This window comes from Moraxella sp. 179-F 1C4 NHS, from assembly GCF_045370505.1.
Classification (GTDB): Bacteria; Pseudomonadota; Gammaproteobacteria; order Pseudomonadales; family Moraxellaceae; genus Faucicola; species Faucicola tetraodonis.
In genome coordinates this window covers 1-23,234 of the sequence record NZ_JBIQEC010000029.1, presented here as the reverse complement: position 1 = coordinate 23,234, position 23,234 = coordinate 1, and the positions used below count along the sequence as shown (strand labels likewise).

The 23,234-nt window shown below is 39.8% G+C and carries 20 protein-coding genes and 1 pseudogene; 10 read left to right on the top strand and 11 right to left on the bottom strand.

Annotated elements, in window-relative coordinates; all coding sequences use genetic code 11:
* Window positions 1–255 precede the first annotated feature (255 nt).
* Window positions 256–1,758, bottom strand: coding sequence for an NCS1 family nucleobase:cation symporter-1 (locus ACH0AB_RS10600; RefSeq protein ID WP_060995550.1), 1,503 nt, complete (start codon window positions 1,756–1,758; stop codon window positions 256–258).
* A gap of 241 nt (window positions 1,759–1,999) precedes the next feature.
* On the opposite strand from ACH0AB_RS10600, the gene ACH0AB_RS10595 reads away from it, so the two are divergent.
* The 5 genes from ACH0AB_RS10595 to ACH0AB_RS10575 are packed head-to-tail and all read left to right on the top strand — an operon-like array spanning window position 2,000 to window position 6,074.
* Entirely contained in the window at window positions 2,000–2,722 is a 723-nt protein-coding gene (locus ACH0AB_RS10595) for an aspartate/glutamate racemase family protein (RefSeq protein ID WP_007114989.1), read from the top strand.
* Between the two features lie 46 nt (window positions 2,723–2,768).
* A complete protein-coding gene (locus tag ACH0AB_RS10590; protein WP_007114990.1) occupies window positions 2,769–3,461 on the top strand; it encodes a GntR family transcriptional regulator in 693 nt (230 codons plus the stop codon).
* A 29-nt stretch (window positions 3,462–3,490) separates the two neighbouring features.
* The gene (gene puuE / locus ACH0AB_RS10585) at window positions 3,491–4,483 is read left to right on the top strand and encodes an allantoinase PuuE (protein WP_406878133.1); all 993 of its coding nucleotides are present in this window, start codon (window positions 3,491–3,493) and stop codon (window positions 4,481–4,483) included.
* A 20-nt stretch (window positions 4,484–4,503) separates the two neighbouring features.
* On the top strand, window positions 4,504–5,532 hold the full coding sequence (gene alc, locus ACH0AB_RS10580) for an allantoicase (RefSeq protein WP_406878132.1): 1,029 nt from the start codon (window positions 4,504–4,506) through the stop codon (window positions 5,530–5,532).
* A gap of 14 nt (window positions 5,533–5,546) precedes the next feature.
* Complete coding sequence (locus ACH0AB_RS10575) at window positions 5,547–6,074, top strand: ureidoglycolate lyase (protein WP_406878131.1); 528 nt, start codon at window positions 5,547–5,549, stop codon at window positions 6,072–6,074.
* 248 nt (window positions 6,075–6,322) lie between these two features.
* Here the strand turns inward: ACH0AB_RS10575 and ACH0AB_RS10570 are convergent, their stop codons facing one another.
* The 8 genes from ACH0AB_RS10570 to xdhA all read right to left on the bottom strand — a co-directional run bounded on the left by ACH0AB_RS10570 (window position 6,323) and on the right by xdhA (window position 16,468).
* Complete coding sequence (locus ACH0AB_RS10570) at window positions 6,323–7,648, bottom strand: OprD family outer membrane porin (protein WP_406878130.1); 1,326 nt, start codon at window positions 7,646–7,648, stop codon at window positions 6,323–6,325.
* A gap of 40 nt (window positions 7,649–7,688) precedes the next feature.
* Complete coding sequence (locus ACH0AB_RS10565) at window positions 7,689–9,068, bottom strand: nucleobase:cation symporter-2 family protein (protein WP_406878129.1); 1,380 nt, start codon at window positions 9,066–9,068, stop codon at window positions 7,689–7,691.
* A 42-nt stretch (window positions 9,069–9,110) separates the two neighbouring features.
* Window positions 9,111–9,458, bottom strand: coding sequence for a hydroxyisourate hydrolase (uraH, locus tag ACH0AB_RS10560; RefSeq protein WP_007114996.1), 348 nt, complete (start codon window positions 9,456–9,458; stop codon window positions 9,111–9,113).
* Window positions 9,455–9,958 carry a 2-oxo-4-hydroxy-4-carboxy-5-ureidoimidazoline decarboxylase gene (gene uraD / locus ACH0AB_RS10555; RefSeq protein WP_007114997.1) on the bottom strand — a complete coding sequence of 168 codons (504 nt, stop codon included), beginning with the start codon at window positions 9,956–9,958 and terminating at the stop codon, window positions 9,455–9,457. Before uraD ends, uraH begins: the two co-directional genes overlap by 4 nt.
* Window positions 9,959–10,146: 188 nt before the next feature.
* Complete coding sequence (gene hpxO, locus ACH0AB_RS10550; RefSeq protein WP_406878128.1) at window positions 10,147–11,316, bottom strand: FAD-dependent urate hydroxylase HpxO; 1,170 nt, start codon at window positions 11,314–11,316, stop codon at window positions 10,147–10,149.
* A 123-nt stretch (window positions 11,317–11,439) separates the two neighbouring features.
* Window positions 11,440–12,465, bottom strand: a complete 1,026-nt coding sequence (xdhC, locus tag ACH0AB_RS10545; RefSeq protein ID WP_406878127.1) for a xanthine dehydrogenase accessory protein XdhC — start codon at window positions 12,463–12,465, stop codon at window positions 11,440–11,442.
* A gap of 22 nt (window positions 12,466–12,487) precedes the next feature.
* Window positions 12,488–14,920: a xanthine dehydrogenase molybdopterin binding subunit gene (gene xdhB, locus ACH0AB_RS10540; protein ID WP_406878126.1), complete on the bottom strand. Its 2,433-nt coding sequence runs from the start codon at window positions 14,918–14,920 to the stop codon at window positions 12,488–12,490.
* A 42-nt stretch (window positions 14,921–14,962) separates the two neighbouring features.
* A complete protein-coding gene (gene xdhA, locus ACH0AB_RS10535) occupies window positions 14,963–16,468 on the bottom strand; it encodes a xanthine dehydrogenase small subunit (RefSeq protein WP_406878125.1) in 1,506 nt (501 codons plus the stop codon).
* A 222-nt stretch (window positions 16,469–16,690) separates the two neighbouring features.
* On the opposite strand from xdhA, the gene ACH0AB_RS10530 reads away from it, so the two are divergent.
* Entirely contained in the window at window positions 16,691–18,064 is a 1,374-nt protein-coding gene (locus ACH0AB_RS10530; protein WP_096489733.1) for an 8-oxoguanine deaminase, read from the top strand.
* Window positions 18,065–18,207: 143 nt separating this feature from the next.
* Here the strand turns inward: ACH0AB_RS10530 and ACH0AB_RS10525 are convergent.
* Together ACH0AB_RS10525 and ACH0AB_RS10520 are read right to left on the bottom strand one after the other, a co-directional pair.
* Window positions 18,208–18,407 (bottom strand): annotated as a pseudogene (locus ACH0AB_RS10525) (transposase); the annotation flags it as partial.
* 177 nt (window positions 18,408–18,584) lie between these two features.
* Window positions 18,585–19,151 carry a recombinase family protein gene (locus ACH0AB_RS10520; RefSeq protein ID WP_159675765.1) on the bottom strand — a complete coding sequence of 189 codons (567 nt, stop codon included), beginning with the start codon at window positions 19,149–19,151 and terminating at the stop codon, window positions 18,585–18,587.
* A 587-nt stretch (window positions 19,152–19,738) separates the two neighbouring features.
* Between ACH0AB_RS10520 and ACH0AB_RS10515 the strand changes: the two genes are divergently transcribed.
* From ACH0AB_RS10515 to ACH0AB_RS10500, 4 genes are all read left to right on the top strand, one after another.
* On the top strand, window positions 19,739–20,938 hold the full coding sequence (locus ACH0AB_RS10515) for an ATP-binding protein (protein WP_406878124.1): 1,200 nt from the start codon (window positions 19,739–19,741) through the stop codon (window positions 20,936–20,938).
* Window positions 20,939–21,082: 144 nt separating this feature from the next.
* On the top strand, window positions 21,083–21,463 hold the full coding sequence (locus tag ACH0AB_RS10510; protein ID WP_219334471.1) for a helix-turn-helix domain-containing protein: 381 nt from the start codon (window positions 21,083–21,085) through the stop codon (window positions 21,461–21,463).
* Between the two features lie 32 nt (window positions 21,464–21,495).
* Window positions 21,496–21,996: an IS630 family transposase gene (locus ACH0AB_RS10505; protein WP_368892767.1), complete on the top strand. Its 501-nt coding sequence runs from the start codon at window positions 21,496–21,498 to the stop codon at window positions 21,994–21,996.
* 21 nt (window positions 21,997–22,017) lie between these two features.
* Complete coding sequence (locus ACH0AB_RS10500) at window positions 22,018–23,154, top strand: Fic family protein (protein ID WP_406878123.1); 1,137 nt, start codon at window positions 22,018–22,020, stop codon at window positions 23,152–23,154.
* The last annotated feature ends 80 nt before the right edge of the window (window positions 23,155–23,234 follow it).

Genomic DNA, 23,234 nt, shown 5'->3' with positions numbered 1-23,234 from the left:
TGCTGAAAATTGCAAAAGTTGAACCCCAAGTGCTACTGCGCGTTGCTCATTAAAAACTTTTGCTGTTAAGAATAGTTGGCATTTGTTTGATTGACGACTTGCTATACAAGGCTGGGGGCTAAAAGCCCTTATTTTTTGCCCAGAATGAGATATCTAAAAAACGACCGTTTTTTAGACAAGTAAAAGATAGTTAAAAATAATCGACAAAAGTCCTGACAGTCCTATTTTTTCCGTTTTCTGTGCTGATCTCAATTTTTAATGATTATTGGTTTTTGGCATCAATATATAATACATGACTGCACCTAGACCACACCCAATAAACCAATTAAAATCCGCCAACTCTTTTAAGCCCATCAAGGTAATCGCCACACCCACCACTACCGCAGGGATTAAAGCCATTACCGCTTTAGGATTCCAGCCGTTGCTATACCAGTAAGCACCGCTTTGGTCAGTAGTGTATAAATCATCCACTTTAATCTCTTGTTTACGGATGAGATAAAAATCAGTCAGCAAAATCCCAAATAGTGGACCGATAAAGGCAGCTAAAATATCAAGGGTATAATGAATCACTTGTGGTGAATTAAATAAGTTCCAAGGCGTGATAAACACTGCACCAATCGCTGCAATAAAGCCACCCATGCGAAAGCTGATGTTTTTGGGTGATACGTTAGAAAAATCAAACGCAGGGGCAACAAAGTTAGCCACGATATTAATGCCAATTGTCGCTGTCACAAAGGTTAACGCCCCTAAAAGCATAACTGCCACGTTATCAATGCGGGCGACGGTATCAATCGGATCAGTCAGCATTTTCCCGAATACAGGAATAGTACCAGACGTAATCACCACAGTGACCAACGCAAATAAGGTAAAGTTAATCGGCAACCCCCAAAAATTGCCTTTTTTGACGTCATCGTAGCTTTTGCCATAGCGAGCAAAATCTCCAAAATTGAGCATCGGTCCTGAAAAGTACGACACCACTAAGGCAATCGCCGTAATCGTTGGTAAAATAGAATCCATGCCATGATATTTTACTTCAGCTAAGTTTAAATTGATATTTGCTAATCCTGCACGATTGACAATCCAACACATTAACGCAAGCATCACTACATACACCGCAGGTCCTGCCCAATCGATAAATTTTTTGATGGTATCAATTCCTCGCCAAAACACCAAAGCTTGAAGTACCCACATCACCATGAAGGCGAGCCAACCGAGCAAATTTAGCCCAAGCAAGTTGGTTTGTTCTAAGCTTTTCAAGCTTGGCATTGCCCATAGCAAGATAATTTCTAGTGATTTTGAAGCCAAAAAAGTTTGTACCCCATACCATGCTACCGCAATTAAACCACGAATAATCGCAGGCAAATTTGCCCCAAATACCCCAAACGGCATACGACATGCCACTGGATATGGTACGCCCGCTTGTTGGCTAGGTTTTGCCACTAGATTGCACAGGACTTGCACAATCATGATGCCGACAATTAATGCCAACAGCACTTGCCAACTTTGAATCCCCAACGCAAACAAACTACCTGCAAACACATAACCACCCACGCTATGCACGTCTGACATCCAAAAGGCAAAGATGTTGTACCAGTTCCAATCTTGGCGACTGCTTCGGTCTTTACCCGCCACTAATGGAGCAAGGTCTTCATTATATAAGCGGTCGCTATAGCCAGTTGGTAACTGATGCACCGTACCATACTGAGATATGATAGGTCTAGATGGAGTTTGGGCGATGATGGCAGATTTGTCGAGCATGACTTACTCCTTTTGTGATGCCACTAACTTCAATGATTATTTGTATACAATAAAGTCTAATATTAAATTACATAACGTACGATTTAACGAGCAATATTCATGCCACATATTTTATAATGTTGATAATACGCTGTTTTTGGCATAGAAATTGAAATAAGCTTTTCTACATATAAAATAATTAATTTGAAATATAAAATATTATTGTATACAATTACTGAAAAATTTTAATCGTAGGTTTGCTATGAAAATCCATTTAATCAACCCCAACACCAGTCAACACATGACCGAGCAGATGCAGGAGAGTGCTCAAGCTGTTGCTAATGCAAGCACAGAAATCGTCGGTAGAACGCCAAAACATGGAGCTGTGTCGATTGAGTCGCATTTTGATGAAGCGATGAGCATTGTCGGAGTTGCTGAAGAAGTAAGAAAGGCGGATAGTGAAGGGGCGGACGGCATGATTTTGGCGTGTTTTGGTGACCCCAATATCTGGGCAGTGAGAGAACTGACCGACAAACCTGTGATTGGCATTGCTCAAGCTGGCTTTGTGATGGCAAGCATGATAAGTACGCAGTTTGCCGTAGTAACGAGCCTACAACGCACCGTAATTATCGCTAAACATTTGCTTCAACAATACGGCTATAGACATCTTTGCCCTCAAGTACTGGCAGTCGATTTGCCTGTACTCGCCTTAGAAGATGACACCGCACTCAAAGCAATAATCAGCAAATCAATACAAGCCCGTGATAATGGTGCAGGGGCGATTGTGTTGGGCTGTGGTGGGATGTCCCATTTGACTGATACGATTGAGCAAGCGGTGGGTATTCCTGTGATTGATGGGGTAAAAAGTGCAGTGAAACTGATTGAAGCAATGGTCGGTATGAATTTAAAAACCAGTAAGCATGGTGATTTGGCGTTCCCAATTGCTAAGCCATTTTTGGGAGACTTGCATCGTTTCGGTGCATAATAGTGGTTAAACAGACTTAGATTTTTCACTTTTTAAGGCAATTATTATGAGCGACTCAACCAAAACCACTGATGACCAAATGTACCAAATGCTATTTCGGGCGATTCACGAGCATTATCTCAAGCCTGACACGCATTTGCCTGAAGATGAATTAGCAAAAAGTTTTAATGTTAGCCGTACTCGAGTGCGTAAGATTCTACAACGATTGATTTATGAGCAGTTAGTGGTGCAATTACCGAATCGGGGTTGTTTTGTGGCGTCAATGGGCAAACCGCAAGTTAATGAAATTTTTACCACCCGTAAAATTTTGGAACTTGGGGTGATTGATTTATTAGAGTTACCGCTAAACACGTCCCAAATTAATACGTTAAATAAAATTTGTGATGCTGAAATGGTGGCATTACGCAAAGCCGAGTACGGACTTGCCAATAAACTCTCAGGCGATTTTCATATTCAACTTGCCAAATTTACCGACAATGTGACTTTGATTACTTTAATTGAGCAACTGATTGCTCGCACGTCGCTTGCCATTGCCATGTATAGCAATCCGACGACCATGCAATGTGATAATCATTGCCATTTTGATTTAATCAAACTGCTACAACAGACCGATAAAGCGTTACTTAAAAATGATATGGCAGAACATTTATCCGAACTTGCCGAGCAGTTACTGATTGAGCCACAACCCAAACAACCGCCAAATTTTAACGAATTATTTAACAAACTAGGCGATAAATAAATTCGCAGTTTTTATCATTAGGAGCGACTATGTCCACACCGCAATTTAAGCACGTTACCCCCATTGACCTACCGCATTATCCCCGAGATTTGAAGGGGTATTGCGACAATCCGCCCAAAGCCAACTGGAAAAATGGGGCAAAAATTGCGGTGCAGTTTGTGCTAAACCTTGAAGAAGGGGCAGAAAATGCAGTCATGCACGGCGATGCTGGCTCTGAGATGTTTTTGTCAGATATTTTGGGCACACAGATTTTTCCTAATCGCCATCAATCAGTGGAGTCAGCATTTGAATATGGTAGCCGTGTCGGCGTGTGGCGGGTGCTGGATTTGTTTAAAGCCCATGATTTAAAGCTAACGACCTTTTCTTGTGCCATGTCGGTTGCTCGTACGCCCCATATTTTAGAAAGAGTGCTCGAATATGGGCACGAAGTTGCCAGTCATGGTTTACGTTGGGTCAATCATCAAATGATGGATAGACAAACTGAAGCTCGCCATATTGCCGACGCTACTGAAATCTTTAAAAAAATGATGGGTTTTCAACCCATCGGTTGGTACACAGGACGAGATAGTCCCAATACTCGTGAATTAGTAGTGGCTCAAGGCGGATATCAGTATGACTCAGATTCATATGCTGATGAACTTCCCTACTGGCTCAATGTGCGAGTGACTGAAGGCGACAAAATTTTCACTCGTCCACAGCTTATTATTCCTTATTCGCTTGAAACCAATGATATGCGTTTTGCATCGAGCCCAGGTTATACCAATGCTGAGCCGTTTTATCAATATTTAAAAGATAGTTTTGATACTCTGTATGAAGAGGGACAAGAAACGCCAAAAATGCTATCGATTGGCTTACATTGTCGCATGATTGGTCGTGCAGGACGTATTGTCGCTCTTAAAAAATTCATCGACTATATCACCAGTAAGCCTGATGTATGGATTTGCCGTCGTGATGAAATCGCCAAACATTGGTACGAACAGCACCCAGCGACCAGCGAAAACACATTTAATTGGTTATTTTAATGGACTTCAAGGATTAATAAATGAGCGAACCTTCTGTAATTGAGACCCCAGTTTTACCCGATTTTACCAATCTGATTAACGTTGCTGATGACCGCCTTGGAGCAAAAGCGTTATTTGCCAGTGATGAGTTTTTTGCGGTTAAGGAACGAATCTTAAATGCTGAACCTGCAGTATTTATCGTCGGCAAATATGATGACAATGGCAAATGGATGGACGGTTGGGAAACCCGTCGTAAACGCCATTTAGGTAATGATTATTTGGTAATTAAGCTTGCCAAACCTGCCAAAATTCAAGGTTTTGACATTGATACTAGCAACTTTACGGGTAACTTTCCGCCTGCATGTCAAATTGAAGGTATCAAGCTTGAACAAGCTAATGATAATGAAAATGCAGATTTTTGGACACAACAAAGCTGGCAACCGCTCACCAATATGGTAAGCCTTCAAGGTAATTCTCATCATTATATCGCAAGTGAAAACACAGACAGTGTAATTACCCATATTCGCTTAAGCATTTATCCTGATGGTGGTGTTGCTCGTTTGCGTGTGTACGGTGAAATTGTCTTTGCCGAAACAACTGATTCTCAAGGTGATATTGATTTGGTAAGTGCGTTAAATGGCGGTCAAGCGATTGCGTGGAACGACGCCCACTTTGGTAAAGCAAGTAATCTGTTACTACCCAATAAAGCCCCAAACATGGGTGAAGGTTGGGAGACTCGTCGCCGTCGTGAGCCAGGAAATGACTGGTGTATTCTAAAGTTAGGACAAGCAGGTATTGTCAATAAAATCGTGGTCGATACCGCATTTTTTAAAGGTAATTTCCCTGACAAAGTATCGATTCAAGCTGTATATGCTCCCGATTTGCCCAGGCAAGCTCTTATTACCCAAAGTATGTTTTGGGAAACCTTGCTTGAGTCTCAGCAATTGAGTGCCGATAGTATGCATGAGTTTAACGAGATTGTGCTGAAGAAACCGATTACTCATGTACGAGTCAATATTTTTCCTGATGGGGGGATTAGCCGAATTAAATTGTTTGGTAAAATTGCTTAAAGGTAATGGATAATATGACAAAACATATAACTACTACTCTAACCGCCAAACCGTTGACCAAAGCGGATTTTGCTCCGTTTGGCGATGTCATCGAGCTGTATAAAGATAATGAAGCAACACCACAAAATCGCTTTACTATCAATCAAGGCTTTGCCGAGCGTCATCACCAAATTGCCACTGTCAGCCATGATGATGGGAGTGTTGGACTTAGCATCTTTTTGGCACAGCCACGCGCATTGCCTGCGGTACTGTCAGTGATGGAATATCATCCGTTTGGTTCTCAAGCTTTTTTTAGCTTGGATAAACAAGATTATTTGGTTGTAGTTGCCAAAGCAGGTGATGAGCCAAAATCGGCTGATGAGTTACACGCATTTTATGCTCGTCATTACCAAGGGGTGCAATATCATGCTGGTACATGGCATCATCCGCTTTTGGCTTTAAATCAAGTTTGTCAATTTTTAGTGGTCGACAGAGTGGGTGGTGAAGGCATAAATTGTATTGAATTGGATATTAATGAGTGGCAAGTGCAGGTAGAATTTTAATATCCCAGTTATGAGAAAATAATTTAGGAAAAAAGAGCATGATAAATATGCCCTTTTTTATACCTATTTTGCTAAGGTTAATCAAAAATAATACCCATTAAGAATTTAGACTTAATGGGTTTTTAGTATTGTTATAAAAGTTTTTTATTATTTGAGTGTTTTGAAATATTATCCTATGATTGTTATTTCCTAATATTGTTATATCCCTATGTCATGAATTCCAATAGCTCTCCTTGGCAATCAATTGTTTAAAACTTCACAGACAACATTAAACGGTTTTGCCAAAAGTTTTCTCGTCCATCAAAACGGGGTGAATGCTGAATCCCTGCAAAGTTGCTGATACTAAGCCCTTTTAATTTACCTGAGAAATTATGGATGCCATACACCATCAACTCAGTTTGGTCACGGCTATCGACGTTTTTGCTTTCTTTTAAATCCATATAAGACAATCTCGCCCCAAGGTTGGTTTGGTCGTCATATTTGCCATCCACGCCAATCATATAAGCATTACCTGCCCCCAAGTCTTGGGTACTGGTAAAAAACGGCTGAGCAAAAATCACACTCGATGAGGTGTTTGTGCTATAAGGTGTCAATAATGCTCCATTACGATAAGCGTCACTTTGTGGTTGAATGCGGTCATACGCCAGTTTGACAGTTGCATTGCTTGTAGGTTTTAGACTAAGCATAGCCCCATACATTTGGCTATCGACGTTGCCTTCTAACGCTTTCCCTTGGTCTTTGCCTGTGATGTATTGCACGGCAAACTCAGGCTTTAATGGATGATTGGCTAACGCATAATTGCCTTGTGCATACGCTAGTTTGGTGTAATCATCATAATCTTCATACCAAACTTGCCCTTTTAACTGATTGCCATTGGCAAGTTTGTAACTTTTGCCCGCACCCACTGACCACATACCATCAGTTTCTTTTACGGCACTTTGACGACTGGTTTTATAAAATTCGTCTTCGCCATAGCTTTTGAATTTATTCACTTTGGTCGCTCGAATGAAGTCATCATTGTTACCCAATTTGACGTCAGCGGCTTGATACAGGTTTTGCAAAATACGAAAATCGGAGTAATCCCCCAAAAATGGAACATCCAAACGCTGGTTGCCCACAGTGACACGCGCTTTATTGTTTTGCCATTTTACATAAGCTTCAGCAAGACCATCTTTATCATTTTTAAATTCACTAACTTCGGCATGTCCATTATCATCATCAAGCCTACGTTGGATGTCGTAACCAACGGCTGCTTGTACGCCATAAAAAGGGGCAGTTTCATAGCGGATGTAACCGCCTGTTGCAACGGTATCTTGGCTTTTTCCACCAAAATATGCGTTATTAAGAGAATAATAGGCGGTTTTGATTGCACCACTCACAGTACCACAGCTAAAGGCTTTACCAAGACTGTCAACTGAGTTATTGGTGACGGTGCAATCTTGTTGCAACCCTGACAAATGATTTAGGGTTAAAGGCGGATTGTTGGTAGGGGTAGCAATCGCCATACTCGGTAATCCCAAAGCTACTAAGATCGCCCAATATAAATTTTTGTGTTTTAAATAAGTTTGTTGCATTGTTTCCTCCAAAAGATGATTAAGTGTAAAGTTTTCAAAATTAATAATGAGTCACCGCTGATGAGGTTGATGCCGTTCCGGTGTCAGCTAATGGGGTAGTCGATTTTTTTGCTAACAATTTAGAGTTAAATAATAAATTCAACAAAATAGCAGTGATGCAAGTTGAACTAATTCCAGAATGAAACAGAGTTTTTACCCATGCTGGGAAATGCTCATAAAAATCTTGGCTCACCACAGGAATTAAACCAATCGAGATGGCAGTTGCTACAATAATGAGATTATTTTGATTTTCATAATTAACTTTAGATAACGTACGAATGCCGCTAGCTGCCACGCTACCAAACAGAATGATTCCTGCACCGCCCAAAACTGGCATAGGTATAGATGCCACGACACGACCTAAAACAGGCAATAAACCTAGAGTCACCAAAATTGCACCCGCAGTTGCCACCACAAAACGACTTTTAATTCCTGTCATAGCTACTAAACCAACGTTTTGAGCAAATGCCGTTTGCATAAATGAACCAAACATTGGAGCAATCGCACTAGAGAGTAAATCTGCACGCAGACCGTCAGCGACACGGCGTTCATCAACAGATGTACCCACAATTTCACCAACTGCCAAAATGTCTGCTGTCGTTTCTGTCATGGTGACCAATGTCACAATACACATTGAGATAATGGCAGCTACATCAAAGACAGGGGCACCGAATTGGAAAACATTGGGAATAGCAAAGAATGCTCCTGTACCTACTTTGGAAAAATCAACCATACCAAACATCGCAGCAATGATTGTCCCAACCGCCATTGCTATCAAAATAGCCAAGCGACGCACCAAAGGATTACGAGTGATACTGAGTAATAAAATAACACCCAAAGTTGCTAATGCTAACCCAACATTACCAGGGTCACCCCATGTTGGTGCTTTTGGATTACCACCCATTATCCAGCGAATACTTACGGGAATTAGAGACAAGCCAATCATGGTAATGACTGACCCTGTCACCACAGGCGGAAAAAATCTTAATAAACGAGAAAAGAAAGGTGAGATAATTAAGCCAACCACTGATGCTACCATTACCGCACCAAATACCATAGGTAAACTACCACCTGTAGTAATAATCGCCAGCATAGTGGCTACCCCGGCAAATGACACGCCTTGCACAATAGGTAGTTTCGCCCCAAAGTATTTAATACCAAGGGTTTGTAAAAGCGTAGCTAATCCCCCCACAAATAAACTTGCTGCGATAAGTGTTCCGATTTCGGCAGGTTTTAATCCCGCCGCCGAACCAATAATAAGTGGCACTGCGATGATACCGCCGTACATCGTTAAAACGTGTTGCAAGCCATAAGCCACGTTTTTAGTCATACCGAGTTGTTCGTCTTCAGGTCGTATAGTGGTGAATGTATTTATAGTCATCATAATCTCCTTTTATTTCTCATTTTTTTTTAAAGATTTTGTCTAACTGCCACGATAAGTCGAAAAACCATAAGAGCTAATCAGCAATGGCACATGACAATGAGCTTGTGTGCCATCAAGAACAAAGTCGATTATCACTTTCGGATAAAAGCACGCTCTTTTATTCTTGGCAAAATACTCAGCTGTCGCAAATACTAATTGATACTCACCTATTGCTAACGCTCGATTATCACTGGGTAATTCAAACTGCTTGATTCTGCCTGATTCATCGGTAATTCCTTGGCTGAGTAGCTGTGGCATTTCGTTTTGTAGTTGGTATAAACTCACTTGAACATTACTTGCAGGTAGTCCAAGCGTGGTGTCTAAAATGTGGGTGCTTAATGTAGTCATGCAGTTACCTCCTGTTTTAATCGTAAAAGTGCAATTTGTGAAAGTTGGTCTTTAACTTCAAGTTGTTCTTGCTCTGGCGTATTGTTAAGACGGCGGTTTAATTCAGCCAGTATCTCTTCAGTGCTTCGACCCAATGCTCGAATCAAAAAAATAAAGCCAAATTTATTTTCATAATCTACATTCCCTTTATATAGAGCATCCTGCACTGCATTGGTGAGGTTAACGTTGCTTTGCTCGTTTTTAGAGAATTGTTGTTCTCTTTCATTCAAGGATTGGATGGCTTTTTTCTCACCAATTCGAGGATGATTGCCCAACGCCTCGCTAATTTGTTGCCATGTCCAAGTGTCTGTTTGCTGTTTAGCGTAGTTATATAGATTCTCGCTATTAATAAATGGACGATGTACAACAATATTCTCGCCCCAAGATGATATTTGTACACAATTTCTTAAGATTTCTGTTGCTTGTTGCATCGGCAGTTGATTAAATTCAGCTATATTCATCTCTGATTTTCCTAGGTATCTGCTTTAGTTACTACTTTAAGGGATAGCAATTAGTATGCCAGTTTTTACAATTTTTCATAAAATAATTATTTTATTGTATACAATATCTATAATTTTCTTTTTGTTTAATCATTGACCATAAAAAAACCCTGTTAAAACAGGGTTTTTTTGAAGTGAATTTCTTAATTTTAATCTAAAGGATTGCCTTGAATATTATTGAGGATACCTTGTAATATTCGCTTGCCATCTTCTTGGCGAAGTTCGTCGTACCATGCTTGAGTTGCGGCTGGATCTTCCCCATGGGTCACGCCGCAACGTTTGCGAGCGACCATTACTAAATGATTGGCTCGTGGTGCTCGCACTTCGACATAACGTTTCAACGCATCGTCAATACTGTTGGTATTAATCGCTAAGGAACGAGTTAAATAAATCGAATCTTCTAAGGCTTGACAGCCACCTTGCCCAATATCAGGGGTTGTACCGTGAGCAGAATCCCCTAATAAGACGACCCGACCTTTTACCCAAGTATCAAATGGCTCAATATCATGGATTTCGACACGGTTAGTTTTGGCAGGGTCAATTTTGTCGATAAGTTTTTGTACTGGCTCACACCAACCTGTAAAGTATTGTTTTAATAACGTTTTATAATTATATCTTTCATTGGGTAGGCCAACAGGTAATGGTACGTCGAAGAAGAAATAGAACCGTCCACCTGCTATTGGCATGAGTGATACCCGTTTTCCTTCACCTACAAATGTCGTCCATTGATCAGCAGGTGCGATGGATTCATCAATTTCCACTAAACCATTCCAATTCACATACCCTGCGTAACGTCTCTCGAGTTTTTTGCCAAGAATATATTTACGAGTAAATGAATGTGTACCGTCCGCTCCAATTAACAAATCAGCAGTATCAGACGAACCATCGGAGAAATACGCTGTCACTTTGCTATCTTTTTGGGCTAGATTCTGCTCAATATTGACTAAGCCGATGCCTAGTTTGACATCCTCTTTACCAAAAGCTTCCATTAGCATTGCTTGTAATTCAGCCCGAGACACGGGGTAAGGCTTTTGACCTGCTTCTTCGACCAAGGGCTGTAGACTAAATTGGGTCATCACCGAATTGGTGAAACCATCAATATAGGCTAGGTTCGCCATGTCACCACCCAATGCTTTGACTTCCTCGTTTAATCCCAGATAGTTTAAGCATTTAACACCGTTTGACCAAACCGAAATAGCCGCTCCAACTGGCAAAATCTTTTCCACACGCTCATAAACAGTAACCTGGTGTCCTTGTTTTTTGAGTCCAATCCCCGCACTCAAGCCACCAATACCTGCACCAATAATAATAATTTTCATAAATGCTCCTTATTTAACATAATTTGTATACAATATAAAAAAATAATTGTATTTATAGAAAAGCAATTTATGTGCCAATGCAGATTTAAAGCAAGGAGATATTAATGACTAGGTATAACTAATTTAAAGGTATTGCAACAACTGGGCGGTAATAGCAATCGCAATGAGATTAGGCTCTTTACTGTGAATACCCGTAATTCCCATCGGACAGATTAAGGAAGTTAAAGTCTCTGGTGAAACACCTCTAGCAAGTAGACGCCGTTCAAAATTAGCTCGCTTGGTGGTTGAGCCTATCATGCCAAAGTAGCGAATATCTTGTTGTTTTACTTGGCGTTTGAGAATAGCTTGGCAAAGCTGAAAATCTAAGCCGTGATCATGAGTCATCACAATGAAGAAACTATTTGGTAAAGCGGTTTCGATAAGTTTTTCAGGAATATCGGTTTCTTGATAATCTAAGTAAGCATGGGATAAATCAATATTCTCAATCCTATTTTGATAATCTCGTGTTTCTATCCAATGTACTTTCACAGCAAGTGGAAGTAACAGTTTCACTAATGCTTGAGCAACGTGCCCTGCTCCAAATAAATATACATGAAAGCGAGTAGATTCAATAATTTGAGAGAATTGCCAAGTATTTTCTTTATTATTTAAACAAGAACCATCTTGATGCATAATCTCATAACATGTTTTAGACTGTTGGGTCTCTATTGCTTTTTTGATTTGCCATGTTGAATGCTTATCACTTGACGATAAATAACGAGACAGCGTTTGCCCGTGTTGGGTTTGATAAAGAAAATTGTTAAAAAAGTCGACATCTAAATGGCTAATTCTTTCAAATAATACGAGAACTCGACCACCACAACATTGTCCTAATCTTGCACCAAGATTAAATCGTTCCATAATTAGTGATGGTTCGCTTTGGTTACTCAACATCGACTGAGCGATATTAAGCGATTGCCACTCTAAATGCCCTCCACCAATGCTACCAACGCTCTCAATTGTTTGTTGAGGGTCATTTGTAAGGCGTACCACCATACTCGCACCCACTTCTCTAGGTGCTGAGCCAATCACTGACATCACAGTGACTAATACACAGTCACTATTCTGTGTGAGCCATAATGCAAGCTTGTCTATCCATTCATTTATCATATTGATTTATATAAACTTTAGATTATTGATTTGATAGATTTGATAAATGCGTTTGACTATTCACATGCTGTTTGGCATTGACAATGGCTTGCAAAATCGCTTCAGGCGTCGCAGGTGCAGATAAAAAAGGCTTAACCTTAATACCATTTTGCAATATTGGGGTAGTTATACTTGTAGATACCGCGTCACGTAGTGCAGAAAATACCGATAATGCCAACATAAAAGGGGGTTCGCCCACTGCTTTTGAACGATGGATAGTATTTTCAAGGTTTTGGTTGTCGTACAAATTTACATTAAAAATTTTCGGCATATCGGTAGCAGTTGGGATTTTATAAGTGGATGGTGCATGGGTAAATAAATGTCCTTGTTTGCGTCCTTCTGGCACCCAGTACAGTTCTTCAGACGTTAACCACCCCATGCCTTGAATAAATCCTCCTTCAATTTGTCCAATATCAATCGCAGGATTAATCGAGTTACCGACATCATGTAAAATATCGACTCGTAACACTTTACTTTCTCCTGTTAAAGTATCTATGGCTACTTCGCTCGCTGCCGCTCCATAGGCAAAATAAAAAAATGGTCTGCCATAACGTAACACGGGATTCCAATGGATATCAGGCGTTTTATAAAAACCACTATCCCACAGTTGTATCCGAGCTTGATAAGCGAGTTTGATAAATTCAGCAAATTGCCAAGATTGCCCACTTGCATAAATATATCCATCTTTAAACTGCACTTGACTAGGCTTAGTATTCGCTAATTCGGCGGCAAATGTTTGTAAGCGATTGCGAATATTAATACAGGCGGCTTGGGCTGCTTTACCATTTAAATCTGTACCACTAGACGCAGCAGTAGCTGAGGTATTAGGCACTTTGGCAGTGTCAGTCGCTGACAATCTAATTTTTGATAAATCAAGGCTAAATTCATGGGCGACAATTTGGCGGATTTTGCTATATAGTCCCTGCCCCATCTCGGTGCCACCATGATTCACCAAGATTGTACCATCGGTATAAATATGCACCAATGCCCCTGCTTGATTAAACAGTGTCGCATTAAACGAAATACCAAATTTTACAGGCGTTAATGCCAAGCCCTTTTTGATAATCGGGCTTTGCTCGTTAAAGCTCTTGATAGTTTCTCGTCTAGTGAAATAATCGCAATGCTCAGCAAGTTTACTCACCAAGTCAGGTAAAATACTATCTTTAACATAAGTGCCGTAAGGGGTTTTGGAGCGTGGGGCAATTTCGTCGATATTTTCTGCAGAAAAATCAATACCCGCTTGCTCAGACATAGCGGTATAGAAATTACGTTGACGTATAATGAGGGGGTCAATATCTAACGCATATCCAATATCATCCATGATGTACTCTATCGGGAACATGCCTTGTGGACCACCAAAGCCTCGAAAGGCCGTATTAGAGACGGTATTGGTTTTACAACGTAGACTGTCAATGGTGACCGCATCGAGATAATAGCCATTGTCAACGTGGCAAATCGCCCTATCATTTACTGGTCCTGATAAATCTGTTGATGAGCCACAATTAGAGGCTAACTGAATATATAAGCCTAAAATCATCCCTTGCTCATCAAAACCCACGTCCCATTGATAAGCAAAGCCATGGCGTTTACCTGTGACTATCATGTCAGTATCACGGTCAAGTCGTAGCTTCACAGGACGTTTCAATTTAACTGACAAAATTGCTGTAATACACGCCCATTGAGCTGATTGCGATTCTTTCCCCCCAAATCCTCCGCCCATGCGTCGCACTTCAACACTGACTTGGTGCATGCCATAGCCCACAGCCTCGCTAATCAGTAATTGCATTTCGGTGGGATGTTGGGTTGAGCATAGCACTTGAAGCATATCCTCTTCTTTTGGGTAGGCATAGCAAATTTGCCCTTCGAGATAAAAATGCTCTTGTCCGCCGACTTGGGCCATCCCTTGTAATCGATAAGGAGCAACGGCAAGTTTTGCATTGGCATCGCCTGCGGTGAGTTGTACAGGTGGCAGTATCCAAGATTGTCGTGCTATTGCCTGCTCAATAGTCAAAATAGGTTCTAACGCTTCATAGGTTACTTTCGCCAATCGGCTTGCTTGCTGAGCCTGTTGATAGGTTTTTGCCACCACTACAAAAATTACCTGTCCAAAGAAGCTAACCGTATCGGTTGCAATAATCGGCTCATCAGCGACCACCGGACCACAATTATTGTGTAATAATTCTGTGCCTGTCAGCACGCTCACGACACCTTCAGCCTGCCAGACTGCTGACAAATCCATGTTGATAATCTTACCATGAGCTATTTCTGCCAAGCCCAATCCTGCATACAATGTGCCCTCAACTTCGGGAATATCATCCACATAATTAGCTTTGCCAGACACATGTAAATGGGCACTTTCATGGGTGATAGATTTGCCCACATAGGTATTTTTTTGGGTGACCGTCATATCATTCATTGCGGTTGTTCTCTCTTAGCCTTCTTGTATTTTTTGATTTTGTTATGCGATTTGAGTTAAACGAATGAGCTTTGGTTCGTTTGTAGTCCCAGCTGTTACTTGAGACTCAAAATAAAAGCGTTTCAATAAGTTTTTGGCAACCAATAAACGATAATGTTCACTAGCTCTACCATCGGTCAATGGGGTGAAATCTTGTTCAATCTCAGACAAAGCATTGTCAATATTCGCTTCCAGCCATTCTTGATGGTGTAATGCCGCTTCTAAATGTTTGGCTCGTTTAGGAATTTCTGCCATACCGCCATAAACAATTCGGATTTCGCTTACTTTGTTTTGTTTATCTAACTTCACAAAATATGCCCCACATACCGCTGAAATATCGGCATCAAAGCGTTTTGCAACTTTATAAGTAGCAAAATAACTTAATTCATCAGGTAAATTTTGGTGATTCGGCACTTGAATGGCGGTAATAAACTCACTCGGTTGCAACGCATTTTTTTGATAAGCAATATAGAATTCGTCCAAAGCTAATGTGCGAACCTGTTCACCACAGCGTAATACAAGCTTTGCGGATTGAGCAATTAAAGCAGGCATACTATCACCAATCGGTGAGCCATTCGCAATATTACCGCCTAATGTACCTGCATTTTTAATTTGTTTAGATGCAAATCGACGAGCCAATTCTTGCCAACCGCTATTTTGTGCTATCAATGCCGTAAACGCATCTTGTAAGCTCACTCCTGCCCCAATTTCCACATAATCGGCTGTGTTATTAATAGTTTTTAGTGCTAGGATATGGTTGATAAAAATTAAATTATCAAGCTGTCGATGTTGTTTGGTTACCCACAACCCGATATCCGTACTACCTGAGAGCAATCTAGCTTTTGGATAGGTCTTATATAATTCAGCCAATGCTTCAAGAGTTTTGGGGATAAAAAATTGCTGGTCTTTAACCATCAATACTAATGATGGTAAAGCCTGTAAAGACTGTACAGCATCAATGATTTTTGCTTTATCAAATGTGACTCTTGGCGACTCATACGCTAATTTAACCGCATCAATTATCGGTCGATAACCCGTACAACGGCATAAATTACCCGATAACGCATCTAGTATTTGTTCCTCATTTGGGCAACTTGCACTATTTTCGTACATTGCCCACAACGACATGATAATCCCTGGTGTGCAAAATCCACACTGAGAGCCATGAGCCGTAATCATCGCATGTTGAATTGGGTGAAGGTCATCTGATAAATTTTGCAAATCTTCAATGGTAAATAAAGCACATCCATCTAGCGTTGGTAAAAATTGGATACAAGCATTAACCGCTTCTAAGTGCAATTGATTTTGTTCATCGAGCTTGCCAATAACAACCGTACAAGCTCCACAATCGCCTTCACCACAGCCTTCCTTTGTTCCTGTAGCTCGACAACTTTCTCGCAAAAATTGTAAAACGGTTTGAGTGGTATGACTAGGTATGATTTCACATATCTCTTGACGAAAATAAAAGCGAACAGGGCGATTATGCTGAACTGAATTAGCAGGAAACATGATTATACTCACAGTTTTGGTTCATTTATTAGTTATTTATTTATTAGCAATAGAACTAATATTTGCATTTTATATGCCATTTAATTTTTTATAAATACTTTTGTATACATATTTTTTAATTAGTGATTATATTTTGTATACTGGTATAAAAGTTGCAAAATGATTTTTAGGAGTTATGAAAGGTGTGTTATCACAATTGAAAAATATAAAAGAGGAATAATCATGGGTTATAAGTTATTAAAAAACATCGAAATGTTAGCTACTATGGACGATGAAGGGCGTGAAATTGCCAATGCCTCCATTTTAATTACCAATAATGTAATCACTGCGGTAGGAACAACCACTGAGATTGTTAAATATATCCACGATAATTATATACAGGTTGATGAAGAGATTGATTTAACACATCATGTGGTATTGCCCGGCTTGGTTAATACTCATCATCATATGTTCCAAAGTCTAACGAGAGCCGTACCAAAAGGACAAAATGCCGAATTATTTGGTTGGTTGCAAACCCTCTACCCTATTTGGCGAAATTTAAAACCACGAATGATTTACAATTCCACATTAACAGCGATGGCTGAGCTTATCTTTTCTGGTTGCACGACAACTAGCGACCATCTGTATCTTTACCCCAATGGCTCACGTCTAGATGACAGCATCGAAGCATCGCACGCCATTGGTATGCGGTTTCATGCTTGTCGTGGCAGTATGACAGTTGGTGAAAGCAAAGGAGGCTTGCCACCTGATAACTTGGTTGAAACTGAAGACGCTGTGCTCAAAGATAGTGTGCGACTTATCGAACAGTTTCACAATGCTAATCGCCATGCGATGACTCGGGTTGCATTAGCCCCTTGCTCACCATTTAGCGTTAGTCAAGAATTGATGAAACAAACTGCTCTACTTGCTAGAGAATATCATGTTTGTATGCATACTCATCTAGCAGAAAGTGATAATGACGTGGCGTACAGCATTGCAAACTTTGGTATGACACCTGCTGAGTATGCCGAATCATTAGGTTGGGTGGGACAGGATGTGTGGCACGCCCACTGTGTAAAACTTGACAATCACGGTATTGATTTATTTTCTCGTACTAAGACTGGCGTTGCTCACTGTCCATGCTCCAATATGCGACTGGCATCAGGTATTGCCCCTATCAAAAAAATGCTCAATGCACATGTACCAGTCGGATTAGGGGTAGATGGCTCTGCTTCTAATGACTGTGGTAATTTATTAGGAGAAGCTAGACAAGCAATGCTATTGGGTCGAGTGATTGATGCACCTGATGCATTAACTGCTCGAGAAGTGCTTCGCATGGCAACACGTGGCGGTGCAGATGTCCTAGACCGTGACGATATCGGGATAATACAAGCAGGTATGAGTGCGGATATAATCGCATTTCGTACTGATACCTTAGCCATGGCAGGCGGTGCGATTCACGACCCAGTCGCCTCACTAGTATTCTGCACACCTTCCAACGTGGATTTATCCATTATTAATGGCAAAGTGGTAGTAAAAGATGGGCATCTAATGACATTATCCTTGACTGATATTATCAAAAATCATAATCAATCGGTAGTGGCGTTAATGAATTAAGACCACTGTTAATATTTACTGGTAAGCCAAATAAGCTATACACTTAGGGGTCACCACAGAAAACGGAAAAATAGCACACTAAGGAATTTAGTCGAGTATTTTTAAAAATGATAATGGGTGAGATATCTATAAAACGACCGTTTTTTTAGCCTAGCAAGTTCGGCAGTTGAATCTTGTCTTTGGTTGCTTTGGATTGACCTTGATCGTATCTTTTAATCCAAGCATAAAGGCTATGGGTGATCATGCCTAAACGTGTAGCGACTTCTGCTACGCTATAGCCTTTTTCTGTCACTTGTTTAACTGCTTCGATTTTGAATTCTTCAGGGTATCGTTTACCGCTCATAATCACCTCATAAATTAGCCATTTTATCTAATTTTAAGGTGTCTACAAAATCGGTGGCTATTCAGATAGATGGCAGTAGAAAACCTCTATAATAAATGCAGTTGTAATCTTATAGAATTAAACTAATGGAAACAACTTTTGTCATCATTTAATCTACATAATAACAGCTACATTGTATTAAGCAATATTGAGAGACTTAACAGGCACCAGCCGATACAACGTCTGCGGATGCACCCCTAGAATTCTTGCCACCTCAGGATAAGTCCGTCCAGCAGACAACTCCCGACGAGCCAGTTCCAACTTCTCCTCACTCACCCTAGGCTTACCCGGGACTTTACCACGGCGACGCGCTGCCGCAAGACCCGCCTTTACCCGCTCTTGAATCAGCTCACGCTCCATCTGACCCAGTGCTCCTAAAATATTAAAATACAACCGACCGGCAGGTGTGCTGGTATCAATACTCTCGGTAATACTCACAAGCTGTGCACCCGCCGTCCGAATTTGCTCACTGATTTTAATCAAATCGGGTAGGGAGCGACACAACCTATCTAACTTCCAAACCACCAAGGTATCACCGTCGCGTAAATACCCTAACGCATCTGTTAACCCTTGGCGTTCTTTTACACTACTTAGCTTATCAGTAAAAATTCGATCACAGCCATATTTACTCAAAGCATCAAGCTGCAAAGACAAATCTTGCTCCTTGGTTGACACCCGAGCATAACCAATTACCTGAACCGTCAAAATAGCCTCCTAAAAAATAGCCAAACACGCAGCAACAAAATAATGAACAAATATTTACTCTACGGAAAATATCGACTAATTTTAACTTACCTTATAACCATAACTAAAAGTTATCCAAACACACGAGATAATATCTAAAAAGCATCAATTAAAATTTAGAATAAAAATATTATTGTCAATACATAAATTACAATAAAACACAAAAATAAATGACTAGCATAATATCATTGATAGGTTTTTATTGAAATAAATAATAGACAATATTATTGAATAAAACTGGGGTAAAAACAATCAAATTTGCTCATATAGATTTATTCAACAATAACAGGTGTTTTCATTGAATTAACATTTAAAGAAAATCTATAACATTTATTTATGAGTTTGTTCTTTGATGATAAATTGATTATTTATTTTAAAAAATCCGTAAAAACTAGATAAAATGAAATATGATTCAGATAATATATATTTTTCTAAAAAAATGCATTTATTTTCCATTAGTTTAAAGTTATAGTAATCATTGGAAATTATTTTCCAATATTTTGTTAAATTTGCTAAAATTGGAAATAAAGTACTAAATGGGATAATTGATGATTTCTCGAGAAAAATATTTACAGCAACTGATTCAATTTAAAGATTCAGATTTTATAAAAGTGATAACCGGGGTGCGCCGTTCTGGTAAATCTGTGTTATTGATGCAATATCGAGATTATTTGCTGTCTCAACAAATCAGTACAGAAAATATTATTTATATCAATTTTGAGAGCTTTGAGTATCAATGGGTTAAAGATGCAGATGATTTTAGCCAATTAATCAATGAAAAACTTAAAGGCAGTGAAAATAAAGTCTATTTGTTATTTGATGAAATCCAATTTGTAGACGGATGGCAAAAAATTATTAATGCGGTCCGAGTTAGCTTTAACACTGATATTGTGATTACAGGCTCTAATGCCAATTTACTCTCTGGGGAATTGGCGACTTTATTAAGTGGTCGCTATGTGGCGATTAACATTTATCCCTTGTCCTTTAGAGAGTATCTGTTAGCTAAGCAAGTACCTGTGGATTCTAGGTTGGTTGATAAATATTATCTTGAGTATGAACAATACGGCGGGTTTCCCAGTGTTGTTATGGCAGATGAGCCTTTAAAGGATACTATTTTATCAGGAATTTTTGATTCGATTGTGCTCAATGATATTGCGCATCGGGCAGGGGTGAAAGATACCCATATTTTAAAAAGCGTCATTTTATTTTTAGCTGATAATGTCGGGCAGTTAGTTAATCCAAGCAAAATCAGTAACACATTGACCAGTGAGCGAGTGCCAACCTCGAATCATACCATTAATAAATATCTTGAGTTATTAGAAAATGCGTTTTTGTTCTATAAGGTGCAGCAATATGATATCCGAGGGAAGGGGTATCTTAAGACGAATGCTAAGTACTTTATTGTCGATAATGGCTTAAGGCGTCATGCAATTGGTAAAAAAGCGGCAAATTATGCCAATCGATTGGAAAATATTGTGTTTTTAGAACTGTTGAGACGGGGCTATACCTTAGATGTGGGTCGTTTAGACAGTAAAGAAATTGATTTTGTGGCTCGCAGGGCGGATGAGTTGCTGTATGTGCAAGTGACTTATCAAATCCCAGACAATACCCATGAAACGGATAATTTATTACATATACGAGATAATCATAAAAAGATAGTTATTACAGGAAAGTATGATGAGCGTCGCCAAATTGACGGTATTCCACTGATTTATATTGTGGATTGGTTGTTAGAATCTAATTACTAAACAAAAATCAACTAATACAAAATAGATATTTTCCGCATATTTTGCGGTGATTGTTTGCTATAATTACCGCATTTACTTTTTATTACTATAGTTAAACCTATATTATAATGAACACAATTTAAATTTTCATAGATAGATAGTGCCATGCCGAACCTATACGACCAAGACCTAAGAAAGCGCGCCATTGCCTACTGGCAAGAAACGAACAACAAAAGTAAAACCGCTCGTACCTTTGGTATCTGTCGCAATACCCTAGACAGTTGGATAGATTTGTATCAAGAACAAGGTAATACCCAGCCTAAAAAAGCACAACCAACCGGCGTAAAACACATCATAACCGACCTTATTGCTTTTGAACAATACGTCAAATCTCAGGAATTTGACACCGCTAAACAGCTACGAGAACAATATTTAAAAGACCATCCTGATGTCAGGATATCCTACAATGCGTTTGTCGATACCTTGCATCGTATCAACTGGACATTTAAAAAAAGACCTTTACCTTTAAAGAAGCCGACCCTGTAAAACAACAAGGTTTTAGCGTATGTTTAGCTATCATGGCGTTTTGGTTTGGGTTATCCAATATCTTATTCATGGATGAAACAGGCTTTTACCAAAGACAAAGTTATCAGCGTAGTTGGTCACCTGTTGGCAAACCCTGCTATGCTAAAATTGAGGCCAACAAAGGTAAACGGTTAAATCTAATTGGTGCAATGAGTATGGCTGAATTTAAACTGATTGCGCCTGTGACCTTTGAAGGTGGGTGTAAGCGTGATACGGTAGAAAATTGGCTTCACACGCTTGGTCAATCTTTGCCTAAACATGAACTCGACAGCTACCCACAGCGTTTTTTAATCATGGATAATGCAAGGTTTCATCGGGGTGGCAATTTAAATCAGATTGCTAAACAATATAATTTAACCTTGTTATACTTACCGCCATATTCCCCTGAGTTAAATCCTGTAGAGAATAAGTGGGCGGTAGTGAAGCAAAATGTGCAACTGTCTATGAGTCAGTTTGAGTCACTCAATGACTGTGTTATTCATTGTTCATTTTAATTTAGGATTTACTATATATAAATGCTGTATAAAAAATACATTCACGAATATCCTAACTGGACCGATTGGCAAATTGATAACAATCAGTTATTACCATTGGTAGCTAATGTGCGTCTATTACAAGGTAAACTACTTGGTAAAATGCAAAGCCTGGGCTTTGAGTTGCCGCTTGAAGCCCAATTGGACGCTGTGACGCTTGAAGTGATTAAAACATCTGAGATAGAAGGGGAGATACTCAATAATGAGCAAGTACGTTCATCAGTGGCCCGGCATTTAGGCATTGAACATCTATACGACCCGGATACCCTGGTAACAACCACTCGAGAAATCGATGCTATTGTGGAGATGATGTTAAGAGCCAGTTTTTATTTTAACCAACCACTAACGCTCGATGAAATCTTTGCTTGGCATCGGGCGTTATTTCCCACGGGTTTTAATGGGTTATATAAAATACAGGCGGGCAGACTTCGAGATGATCGTACAGGTGCCATGCAAGTGGTATCAGGGGGCTATGGTCGCACTAAAGTGCATTTTGAAGCACCAGCAGCACAACGATTGCCACATGAGTTGGCTAAATTTATTGCTTGGTATAATGAGGAGCAATCAGATTTAGATTTAACCTTAAAAGCCGGTATTGCACATTTATGGTTTGTGACCCTGCACCCCTTTGAAGATGGCAATGGGCGTTTAACGCGTGCGATTACCGAACGTATGCTCGCTAAAAGCGATGGCAGTGATAGACGTTTCTATAGTATGTCGGCTCAAATTTTAGCAACTCGGTCAGAGTATTATACGATTTTGGAATCGACCCAAAAAGGCTTAACGTCAACAACAGATTGGTTAGTTTGGTTTTTACAAACGCTTGAACAGGCTTTAACGATGGCACTCACTCGTACCCAAAGGACGGTTGATAAAGCCCAATTTTGGCATACGCATCGGTATACAACGTTTAATGAACGCCAAGTGATAATGATTAATCGATTGTGGGGCGACTTCTTTGGTAAATTGACCACCAAGAAATGGGCAGCCATGACTAAAACATCGCCAGATACGGCTTTGCGAGATATTAATGACTTAGTAGATAAGGGCGTACTGATTAAATCTGCAGAATCTGGGCGTAGTCAGAGTTACGAGCTAAGCACTAACGATGATAGTTAAAATAATTGTTTTTCGTGAGTTTGTAAATTAGCGCCAATTCAGCGCTTTTTTATTCCATTTATTTCACGATAAAGCCAAAT